This is a genomic window from Vibrio sp. 1-Bac 57 (genome assembly GCF_037546855.1).
GTDB lineage: Bacteria > Pseudomonadota > Gammaproteobacteria > Enterobacterales > Psychromonadaceae > Psychromonas.
In genome coordinates this window covers 17,510-28,896 of the sequence record NZ_JALAAC010000043.1, presented here as the reverse complement: position 1 = coordinate 28,896, position 11,387 = coordinate 17,510, and the positions used below count along the sequence as shown (strand labels likewise).

The window sequence follows — 11,387 nt, the reverse complement described above, 5'->3', positions numbered from 1 at the left end:
AAAAATTAACTGTTCTTAAACTAACAAGTCCCAATTAATAAAGCTTAACTGAGAGATAAAATTGAGAACTAGCATTGTAGAGTTAAGGTTAATATTTAACGAGGATATTTAACGTATTAAGCTTAGCTAGTTCAAAGCAGGCCACCAATTAAATAGCCCGCTTTGTATTTTTCTTTACTTTAGATTCTACTTAACTCAAGCAGCTGTTTACTATGGTTGCTGCATCGTTGGAGCAAGCACCACTTCTCTTATGCACACTTGTTGAGGTTGTGCATAAACATACTCAACTGCCTGCGCAATATCATCAGGCATTAGCACGCCGCCCATTTCCTCTTTCCATGCTTGGTAGCCGTTTACAATATCTTTTGATGTTGTATGTGAAAGTAACTCAGTTTCTACCGCTCCAGGGGCAATAGTACATACACGCACATTACTGCTTGCAACTTCTTCACGTACGTTTTCAGTGATAGCGTGTACTGCAAATTTAGAACCGCAATAAGCAGCATGATTTGGGAAAGTTTTACGACCGGCTACCGAGCTGATATTAATAATGGTTCCAGTTTTACGTGCTTTCATCGGTGCTAATACCGCTTGCATACCATTCATCAGACCAATAACGTTAACATCAAACATGGTTTTCCATTCTTCTGGATTTTGTATATCAAGCTCACTTAATAACATTACGCCAGCATTATTCACAATACAATCAGCTGCACCATAAGTCGCTTCTGCTTTAGCAATCGCAGCAGTAAATGAGGCTTTGTCAGTAACATCTACTTGTTCACACAGAGTATTAGGTAAGTTAAGTGCCTGTATACGCTCAACCCGACGTGCCAATAATAATAATGGATGACCACTGTTACTCAGACGACGTGCAATCGCTTCACCAATACCAGAACTCGCGCCAGTGATCACTACTAATTTTTTCATATTCAACTCCATTACTTTTTAAACCTACACAGCTAGTTTGCTGCAATGGATACATTATAAAAAATGAATCTATGTTGATATATATGGCTGAAGTTAAAATACTGTTGTTGTACAGCAACAATAGACTCATGTTCGAGAAACATGCTGGAAAAAAGTAGTGTTCGCTTTTTAATCCTGAATGCGGTGTTCATCCAAATATAAAATCAGCTAGTAATGAGGAAACTAGATTCCAGCCAAATAAGTGAAAGAGCAACGGCTATTGAGTACATGGGCTTTCTGCAGCTAAAATTGTTGTAGATGAAGTTGTTGTAGATGAAGTTATTGTAGATAGAATTGTTGAAGCTGAAATTTTTGCAAATGAAATTACTGAAGATGTTCCTCGAAACGGTTTTTTATAAAATCAATAAATTCACGTAAGCGCTTAGGGCGATATTTGTCACTATGGTAAATGGCTGAAAATGCCACCAATGGTACATGCCACTCTGGCAGTAGTTCTATAAGGGCACCCTTTTCTATTTCCGCCTCACAATACATTTTAGGCACTCTGATAATACCAGAGCCTGCCAACGCTCCCTGCAAAAGTGCATGACCATTTTTACAAATCAACTGCCCTGTTATATTGATATCACAGTGTTGCTCTGGATTTGCTACACGGTTAAAACTCCAACGCTTAACCGAGCCAGTCAAACAACGATGTAACGCAAGCTCTTGAGGATGGATTGGGCTACCATAATTGTTTATGTATGCAGGACTAGCAAGCGTCACAATATTGATATCCATGAGTTTTTTGGCAACAAACCCGAGATCCTCAATATCCCCCATTCTAAAAGCGATATCAAACTCATCATTGATTAAATCAACGCGATGGCTGCTAAAATCTAACTCAACTTTTATTTGCGGATATAACGCCATAAATTCACTGATATACCGAGCAACAATTTCTTCGCCAATATAACCGCCAACACAATTGATACGAATAAGACCTCGGGTTTGTTGTGTATCGTCTACCGCTGCAATAAGTGCCTGATCAATATTTTGCAATGCACTTTCACATTGTTTAAATAATTGCTCTCCGGCAACGCTCAACTTAAGCGTGCGTGTAGTTCGTGTCAGTAATTTAACCGAGATTTTATTCTCTAATGCAGTTATTTGACGTGACACATGAGAACGAGAAACACCTAATGCTTCAGCTGCTTTAGTAAAGTTACCCAACTGTGCAATAAGCACAAATGAGCGAATATCGGCTAGGTTAATATTATTCAGCATAGTAAGTTCCAAACAAATGATATGTTCAAGTTAATCATCAACTTCAAATCGGCACAAGCAAATCAGCATTGTAAAGTTTAAAGCTTAACTTGTTAATAAGATGTCTGCTTTCACTTTGATTATCCCAAGCAGAGATGAGTTATCTTTTCATCATACTGGCCATGGTTTTCAAAGTAGTATTTGGTGAGTGTTTATACCCGTTATAATTTGTCTACACCACTAAAAAAATAATGATATAAATCATAAAATATTACAAAAAGACTGCAATCAATCATTAATTTTGTCTTTTTTACCTATTTAGGTATAGCCTATATATTAACCAAATATAGGCTTGGATGCTTACAATGAATAAAGAAAGACTGTTTCCTGAAAGTGAAATATTACTATCAACGACTGATCTAAAAAGTCACATCACATACGCAAATAAGAGTTTTTGTGACATTGCAGGATACTCTTTAGACGAGTTGCAAGGACAAACACATAATATAGTGCGGCATCCCGATATGCCCAAAGCTGCATTTGCAGATTTATGGCAGTATACCCAATCAGGGAAATCGTGGATGGGGCCGGTAAAAAATCAATGTAAAAATGGGGATTATTATTGGGTTAATGCTTTTGTCACTCCAATCAAAAATAAACAAGGCGAAGTTTTTGAGTATCAATCTATCAGAACGAAACCAGATCGAGAAGTTGTCGACCGTGCTGAGCAGGTTTATAAAAAGATTAATCAGGGTAAATTGCCTTTCCTTTTAAAATTCACTATTGACCTTACGCTATGGTTTCAAGTCTTTTTTATCGCCTTCTTCCTATACTCTTTATATATAGTCGCTTTAACTGAAATCAGCTCACTTATTAGCCTGCCAATGTTATGTATTTCAGGCATATTAACAGCGCTTTTTTATAATTGGCGTAAAAAATTCAAAAAGTTAATCCAACAAGCCAAAAGTGTTTTTGACAATCCCTTAATGAGCTACATTTATGCAGGCAATAATAATGCAATCAGTGCAATTACATTGGCATTAAACATGCGAGAAGCTGAACTGAAAGCTATTGTAGGAAGAGTTTGTGATGTTTCAGATGAAATTACTAAAACGGCCAAAGAATCAGAACAATCAGGCGCCAATATTTCAAAAATATTATCGCAGCAAAATAATGAAACAGAGCAAGTCGCTACGGCGATGAATGAAATGTCTGCAACGATACAAGATTTGGCTTTGGTCATAGATCATTCTGCTCAATCTGCAAAGCAAGGACTAGCAAGTAGTCATCAAGGGCAACAAATAGTTGAAGAAAATATTAATGCGAATGATTTGTTAGCGAAGCAGTTGAATGAAGTAGAGCGAGCGATATCAAGGTTAGTTAATGCATCACAATCTATTGAAACAGTATTGAATGAAATTAGTGGCATTGCCGATCAAACAAATTTATTGGCACTCAATGCAGCAATTGAAGCTGCTCGAGCAGGTGAACACGGACGAGGTTTTGCAGTGGTGGCTGATGAAGTGAGAGCACTTGCAATGCGTACCCAACAATCAACATCTGAAATTAATAAATTGTTAGGACAATTACAATCAGAATCTAAACTTGCAAATACGGCAATGAAAAAAGGAGCCTTACTCTCAGATAATTGCGTGCAACTTTATGGTAAAACGGGCGAAGCATTAGAAAATATAACGTCGCAAGTCAATGAGCTATCTAACTTAAATATACAAATTGCAACAGCGATAGAAGAACAATCTTTAGTTTCTGAAGAAATAAATCGCAACATCGTGGCCATTTCTGACATGTCCAGAAATACCGAAATAGAAGGCCAAAAGTCTGTACAACTATCGACTAGACTATTACTTAAACTTGAGCAACAACAGGTTCTAGTGACTCAATTTATTTAAAACGGTAGCATTACGATCCAAATAAAAGTTTATTTTTATCATATGAATAAGCTTTTGCTAATTTAATATCTATCTCTTAAATGACATAGAATGGTTAGTTACAGTTGAATTAACTGGGTTATGGTTGTGGGTTGTGGGTTGTGGGTTATGGTTGTGGGTTGTGGGTTATGGGTAAGGGTAAGGGTAAGGTGAAAATTAAGTAATATGAATTTGAACCTAATTATCCGTTTATTGAACATTAGCATCAGCAAAATAAGCTTGATAATTATTATGTTATTCAAAACATTTTTTGAATAACATAATCTGGGTTAACGAACTCCATATACAACACAGCTCGTTATTAATAACTCTTTCTTTGGGGATCTGTTCCCTCACGAAACTCATCGGATAGCTCTGTTAATAACGTTTGGTCAGCAAGCCCTTCTGAACGAATCGCTAACAACTGTGGCCAAGCTCTTGAACGGCTATGTCCATCAAATAATGCAGCCATCTTCTCATCTCTTTTTTGTAGCAACTTATAGATCAACAAGTACTTGTTATGTGCACTTTCATCTTGCTTCGATATTACCGTTTGCGATGCCTCTAATACCAAGTTGCAATATTTTTCAATAGCAATCTCTTTAATAGATTTGAATATTTCCCAGTCAGATTCTTTCAAATTACAGTCCCATATTATAAATATGCCGATTCGATAATTGTACAGAATAATTTCACCTTAACAGTAAAAATCCACAATAGAATAACTGTAATTTGAACTCGGTTATGACTTCTTCAATTCCACTACAACAACTTACTCTCTATTTGATTAAACACTAAAAAAAATAAGTCATTGTTTTAAAGGGAAATAATAACTTAATTTAAAAATATTGTTAATTAACACCATAAAAACCATAAGCACCATTTATTCGTGACGTTAAATAGCTTCTGCTCACACTTACTTATTAAACCGATCAGTATGCTTACAACCTCAGTTAATTCAGTTAACAAATAACACACACTTTATTAACACAGAAATAAAGCAGAGGTTTTATAAGCCCTGCTCTGAGAAAGAAAATAAAGCCGGAATGGGCAGCTACTAGCTCAATACTTATTCTATTTAAGAAGCAAGGAAGGATGTAAGTTAATGATGAAATTAAAAAAACTATTCACTGGCGCAGTAGTTGCGACCGCAGTACTTATCTCAACTAATTCTGCTATTGCAGCAGATTATCCACCTCATACTATTAATATGGTAGCGCCTTCAGGTGCAGGTGGTGGTTGGGATTTAACTATTCGTACCGTGGCTAAAACATTAAAAGATACCGGTATTGTAGAGTCCAACATGCCTGTAGTGAATCGCCCTGGTGGCGGTGGTGCTGTGAACTTAGCTTACATGCAAACGCAAAAAGGAAAAGGCGATCTTATTTCAGTTTATTCGCCACCTATTTTATTAACTAACTTAACGGGTTTAACTCAATACAGTTATAAAGATACAACCCCTATTGCACGTTTAATCACTGATTATGCGGCTTTTGTTGTGCCAGAAAATTCAAAATACAAATCGATTAAACAGATAATGGATGCACTTAAAGCAGATCCTAAGTCAGTCAAAATTGGTGGTACGTCTGCTGCGGGTTCAATGGACCACATTCAATTTTTATTAGTGGCTAAAGCCGCAGGTGTTGAGAACCTTCGTCAAATTGATTATATCTCTTTTCAAGATGGTAGCTTAATTGCGCAAGCTTTAGGTGGCCATGTTGACATTATTTCAACGGGATTAGGCGATGTTGCTGGACTTGTTGAGAGTGGAAAATTACACGCATTAGCACAAACTGCCGACAAACGAATTGGCACTGGCTTAATCGCTGATATTCCAACTGTGAAGGAAGAAGGCATTGATGTCACCTTTGAAAACTGGCGTGGTCTATTTGGTCCAAAAGATATGCCTGAAGAAGCTGTAAATTACTGGCGTGATGCGTTACAAAAAATGGTCGAAACGACTGAATGGAAAGCAGCATTAAAACGTAATGGTTGGGACAATGCTTATCAAGATAACCAACAATTCACTACTTTCTTAGCAGATACTAACGAGCAATATAAAACCTTAATTAAGGAAGTATTTGGTCGATAACCGCTGCACTTAAATTCTGCATTTCAATTAGGTACTTAAGCACCGTGTTTAAGTGCCTAGCTTAAGTACCTAGTTTAAGTACCAAGTTTAGTTATTAAGCTTAAGTAATAAGTGCAAGCAATAAGTTTAAATGCGGGGCTAAATCAATCGCAGCCTCGTTTTAAAATACAATGAAACTTTGTGTAAAAAACAAAGCTTACTCCCTTAAGATTATGCACATAAACAAAACTATAATAGGCAACATTATTAGTTAAAAAGCATAACTTAATTACTCGATTTTTTAGGTGTCATATGTCAAATATAAAATACAATTGGGATGGCCTTACAGGGTTATTTAGCATCGTATTTGGGCTTGCCTACGGTGGGTATGCATATAGTTTACCTCAACCAATGTTTGGCAATCCATTAGAAGCTATCTTTCTACCACTTGCCGTTTCAGCTATTTCTATTTTTATTGGTGTACTACTTATCCTCACCAGTGGTTTCACGCCTTCACTATTAGCTATTAAAGCGTTATTAAATGAAAGCCCACAACGTAAAAGTGATCGCAGAAAAATAGCTATTACATGTATCATTTGTGTCCTTTATGCAATGTTATTTGAACATGCCGGATACGTGATCAGTACTTTCCTATTCATGTTTTCCATGTTGACAGTGACATGCGGTAAAACATTCTGGAAAAAAAGCGCTTTAATTTCAATCATTTTTGCGGGTGGTATTTTCATTACTTTTAATGAAATGCTGTCAGTTAATCTTCCTCCATTCCCATTTTTTAATTAAAAGAGCTCATTATCATGGATATTTTAACGAATTTAATGAATGGCTTTGGCGTCGCTCTTCAGCCTTATTACTTATTTTTAATCTTAGTTGGCGGTATTTTAGGGACGGTTATTGGCATGCTTCCCGGCCTTGGACCTGCAACTGGAGTCGCCATTTTATTACCCATGACCTTTTCAATGGGCCCAACAGCGTCACTTATCATCATGATGGGGGTTTATATTGGCGCCATGTTTGGCGGATCACGTAGCTCAATTTTAATCAATACCCCTGGCGACGGTGCAGCACTTGCCGCCACTTTTGACGGCTACCCCATGGCAATGAAAGGCCGTGCAGAAGCTGCGCTCGCGATCTCTGCAATTGCATCTTTAATCGGCGGCACCATTGCTGCAGTATTAATGACATTAATGGCCGAGCCAGTTGCTGGGTTAGCAATCAAATTTGGTCCTGCTGAATACTTTTTATTGATGGTCGCAGCGCTTTCGATGACCGTTTCTATGTCCAAAGGTAATATGCTAAAAGGCTTTTTATCGATGTGTATCGGTTTAGCGATATCGACCGTTGGAATTGATGGTCAATCGGGCTTACAACGCTTTACTTTTGGTGTATTAGAACTGCAAACTGGAATCGATTTCTTAGTCGTCATTATTGGTATTTACGCATTAGGTGAAGTATTTAAAAGTTTCCGTACATTGAGTGAAGGCACTAAAAAAGCACAAACTAAATTTAAGAAAATTTGGATAAGTAAAGAAGATTGGCAACGTTCAAAATGGCCAATCCTTCGCAGTGCGCCAATTGGCTTTATCATTGGTGCACTTCCTGGCGCCGGTGGCACCATGGCATCGCTTATGTGTTATAACAATGAAAAGCAATTATCTAAAAATAAAAGTGAATTTGGGCATGGTGCCATTGAAGGATTAGCAGCACCAGAGTCAGCCAATAATGCAGCATCTATTGGCGCGATGATCCCAATGCTATCACTTGGTGTACCAGGGTCAGGTACTACAGCTGTAATGATGGGTGCGTTATTGATGCTAGGTATTCAACCAGGTCCTTTATTATTCGCTCAACACCCAGATACAGCTTGGGGCTTAATCGCGAGTATGTTTGTTGCCAATGTGGTACTTGCTATTGTTAATATTCCACTTGCTGGTGTGCTGGTGCGCTTATTAGCCATTCCGCCTAAAGTACTTTATCCAATTGTGCTTAGCTTAGCTTTTGTCGGTTGTTATGCGATAAGTGCTTCCGTTGTTGATTTCTATATATTGATAATTTTAGGTGTTGCAGGTGTGATCATGGCTCGTGCAGACATCCCTACTTCGCCAATGATTTTAGCGGCTATTGTCGGTGGACAAATGGAACAGTCATTCCGTCAGGGATATAGAATTTCGAATCAAGATTTAAGTACTTTTATGGATTCTAGTATCGCTCAAGGGTTACTAGTGGTTACATTACTGTCGGTACTGTTACCTATTATTGGTGCGATTCGCGCTAAAAGAATCGAAAAGAAAATCGTGACTCCTTAAATTAATCATTCAGCGCTCATCACTCATCTGTATAAAAGGTATAAGATAAAAGATGAGAGATGAGATATGTCTGTTATTAAATAATGTTCTATGAAAAAGAGTACTCTGCAGCATATTTCACCATCATGATTCTTTAATCCCAAATAATGTAAGTTACAATGGCTTGCGTTATTTGGGTTGTTTCATTATAGACTCCTAAATTATTGGCTACGTAACAAATTCAATGCCTTCTTTTACCAACAAAAAAGACCTAATGCTAATCAAGCAGGTGCTCTCAATGCTTAATTTATAGGAAATAAAACACCATCAACTCTTTACACGCAAATCGACTAGCCTTTATAAAAAGAAACCTTTCTTCTTTATCTAAATTAACCTTTCGTATAAAAGTATTCTTATTACTGTTTGGGCTGTTAATGCTGCAAATGTCTGTCATGGTATGGCATTTCGACAGCACATTATACGAATCGATTAAGCATCAAGTTGGCACTAGGGCGCTCGTTCAGGCTAAAGAAATTGCCAGTGATCCCGTACTAATCAAACAAATTCAAGTAAAAGATCTTGCTTCCTTAAAAATAAATATCGATCGATTATCCACCATCTCCGATGCCAGTTTTATTGTGATCGGTGATAAAAATGGCATTCGATTAACACATCCAGTAGAGGAACGTATCGGCCTGCCCATGACAGGCGGTGATAATGCCGGAGTATTAGAACGTGGCGAATCTTATGTCTCGTTAAGGGAAGGCAGCTTAGGTTATGGCGTGCGAGGCAAAACGCCTATTTTTGACAGCAATCATAATGTTATTGGGGTTGTCTCGGTTGGTTATTTATTGAATCGTTTTCAACAATGGCTCGATGTGTATATGACACCGCTTCTTATCGAAGTATTTAGTATTGTTGTACTGACTTTATTTGCTGCATGGGGGTTCTCTCGCCATATTCAAAAACAAATGAATGACATGGAACCAGAGCAAATTGCACTTGCGCTTAACTTACAAAAATCGATTTTAAGTTCAGTTTACGAAGGCTTAATTGCCATCGACCGTGAAGGTTATTTTCTGACCATTAACAAATCGGCACTTCAACTATTAGGTATTGAACATCAAATTAAGTACCTAAAAACTAGGCAAATTATTGAATTTGTTTCAAACTCAGAGTTCTTTTTTCGCCACCCTCTGAATGAAAATATCAAAGATGAAATGATCCGTTTGAATGAACACGCTTTAATCGCCAATCGAATTGCTATTTTCAAAGAGGATCAACTCATTGGCTGGGTTGTTAGTTTTCGACAAAAAAGTGATATTGACTCCCTCACCACCGAGCTTACCCAAGTTCAACAACACAGCGAAAGCCTACGTGTATTACAGCATGAATTTTCTAATCGCTTAGCGACTATTTCGGGGCTAATTGAAATGGGCAGATTAGATGAAGTTAAACAACTTATTGCGCAAGAAAATAACAGCAAACAAGAATTATTAGATTTTATCCACCAGCATATTCACTTGTCTCAAATAGCGGGATTATTGCTGGGTAAATCTTTACGCGCCAAAGAGTTGAATATATCATTGCGCTTTGATCCTACTTGCCAGTTACATCGACTTAATTCAACACTAAGCGAAACTGAACTTTGTGCAATACTCGGCAATTTAATTGATAATGCCTTTGATGCAACTCAGCAGAACCTTTCTAGCAATCGTATTATTGAAGTTTTAATTACTGACTCAGGAGACGATTTAGTGATTGAAGTAACTGATAACGGCACCGCTATAAAGCCTCACTTAATCAATGAAATATGGAAAAAAGGCATTACCAATAAACAAGACAGCCACAATCATGGTATTGGCTTATATTTAGTTCAGCGCTATGTCACTCATGCCAATGGTTTTATCATCGTCGATAATGCTGAACCTCAAGGTTGTATTTTCTCTGTTTTTATCCCCAATAAACGTTAAAGGTAAATAAAATGGACTTAATTGATGTATTAATTGTTGAAGATGATGCAAAAATTGCACAGATTCACAGCCAAATTTTACGCCAAACTCCGCGTTTTAATCCCATTGGGATAGCAGAAAACCTGCAAATGGCTAGAACCATGGTAAAAGTACATAAACCAAAGCTAATCATTTTAGATAACTATCTACCAGATGGCACCGGTATCGATTTATTCCGAGAGATAATTGCCGATAAAACGAGCCACAAAACAAATGTTGTATTAATTACTGCTTCAGATGAAATTGAAACCGTTAAAACTGCAATGAAACTGGGATGTTTTGATTACCTACTTAAACCCGTATCATACGAACGATTACAACAAACACTTAATCGTTATTTAACCCTTAATACAGCGATGAATGCATACGATAATCTTGAGCAAAAACACATTGATGAACTCTTTAATATTCAACTGCGTGACAAGTACCAGCAATTACTACCCAAAGGTATAGAGAGCATCACTTTAGAAACGATTAAACGTGTGTTTTCTCAAAATGTGGGTGTCAAATTTACTGTTGATCGTTTAGTCCAAGAGACAGGTATTAGCAAAACAACCGCTCGTCGCTATTTAGAATACTGCTCAGCCAATGGTCTATTAAGAGCAGAAAATGAATATGGAAAAGTTGGACGGCCAGAAAGAGTGTATGTGAAGTGATTAACAGAGTGAAGATGAAAGCGAGAGTGAGAACAATCATAATACCAGTGACTTGCTCAGATGAAGTACTTTTTGGTCGCTTTACGTCGTCAATAACCATCCTTATTTAGTTGGTTATCCTTATTTAGTTGGTTATCATTATATTGATGGTCACCAAATATAAAAAAGATGAATAGTTTCTTTGAATTTAATTCTCTAATTGAAAAAGACCTAACGGATAGAAAGGTCTTTATAAGAAACGA

At 37.2% G+C, this 11,387-nt stretch carries 9 protein-coding genes; 6 read left to right on the top strand and 3 right to left on the bottom strand.

The annotated features are described in order from the left end of the window. Positions 1 to 210: 210 nt before the first annotated feature. Both MT391_RS18635 and MT391_RS18630 read right to left on the bottom strand, forming a co-directional pair. Entirely contained in the window at positions 211 to 930 is a 720-nt protein-coding gene (locus MT391_RS18635) for an SDR family oxidoreductase (protein ID WP_499499478.1), read from the bottom strand. 363 nt (positions 931 to 1,293) lie between these two features. Beyond that, the gene (locus MT391_RS18630) at positions 1,294 to 2,196 is read right to left on the bottom strand and encodes a LysR family transcriptional regulator (protein ID WP_499499477.1); all 903 of its coding nucleotides are present in this window, start codon (positions 2,194 to 2,196) and stop codon (positions 1,294 to 1,296) included. Positions 2,197 to 2,540: 344 nt separating this feature from the next. On the opposite strand from MT391_RS18630, the gene MT391_RS18625 reads away from it, so the two are divergent. Further along, positions 2,541 to 4,085 carry a methyl-accepting chemotaxis protein gene (locus MT391_RS18625; RefSeq protein ID WP_499499475.1) on the top strand — a complete coding sequence of 515 codons (1,545 nt, stop codon included), beginning with the start codon at positions 2,541 to 2,543 and terminating at the stop codon, positions 4,083 to 4,085. A gap of 340 nt (positions 4,086 to 4,425) precedes the next feature. On the opposite strand, the gene MT391_RS18620 is transcribed toward MT391_RS18625, so the two are convergent. Then, a complete protein-coding gene (locus MT391_RS18620; protein ID WP_499499473.1) occupies positions 4,426 to 4,743 on the bottom strand; it encodes a hypothetical protein in 318 nt (105 codons plus the stop codon). A 465-nt stretch (positions 4,744 to 5,208) separates the two neighbouring features. On the opposite strand from MT391_RS18620, the gene MT391_RS18615 reads away from it, so the two are divergent. The 5 genes from MT391_RS18615 (at position 5,209) to MT391_RS18595 (ending at position 11,145) form a co-directional block, all read left to right on the top strand. Next, the gene (locus MT391_RS18615; RefSeq protein WP_499442133.1) at positions 5,209 to 6,195 is read left to right on the top strand and encodes a Bug family tripartite tricarboxylate transporter substrate binding protein; all 987 of its coding nucleotides are present in this window, start codon (positions 5,209 to 5,211) and stop codon (positions 6,193 to 6,195) included. Positions 6,196 to 6,486: 291 nt separating this feature from the next. Next, entirely contained in the window at positions 6,487 to 6,975 is a 489-nt protein-coding gene (locus MT391_RS18610) for a tripartite tricarboxylate transporter TctB family protein (protein WP_166372217.1), read from the top strand. Positions 6,976 to 6,989: 14 nt separating this feature from the next. Beyond that, positions 6,990 to 8,498, top strand: a complete 1,509-nt coding sequence (locus tag MT391_RS18605) for a tripartite tricarboxylate transporter permease (RefSeq protein WP_499442131.1) — start codon at positions 6,990 to 6,992, stop codon at positions 8,496 to 8,498. A 413-nt stretch (positions 8,499 to 8,911) separates the two neighbouring features. Next, positions 8,912 to 10,450, top strand: a complete 1,539-nt coding sequence (locus tag MT391_RS18600) for an ATP-binding protein (RefSeq protein WP_499499471.1) — start codon at positions 8,912 to 8,914, stop codon at positions 10,448 to 10,450. 11 nt (positions 10,451 to 10,461) lie between these two features. Continuing rightward, positions 10,462 to 11,145, top strand: a complete 684-nt coding sequence (locus MT391_RS18595) for a response regulator (RefSeq protein WP_166372214.1) — start codon at positions 10,462 to 10,464, stop codon at positions 11,143 to 11,145. Positions 11,146 to 11,387: the final 242 nt, after the last annotated feature.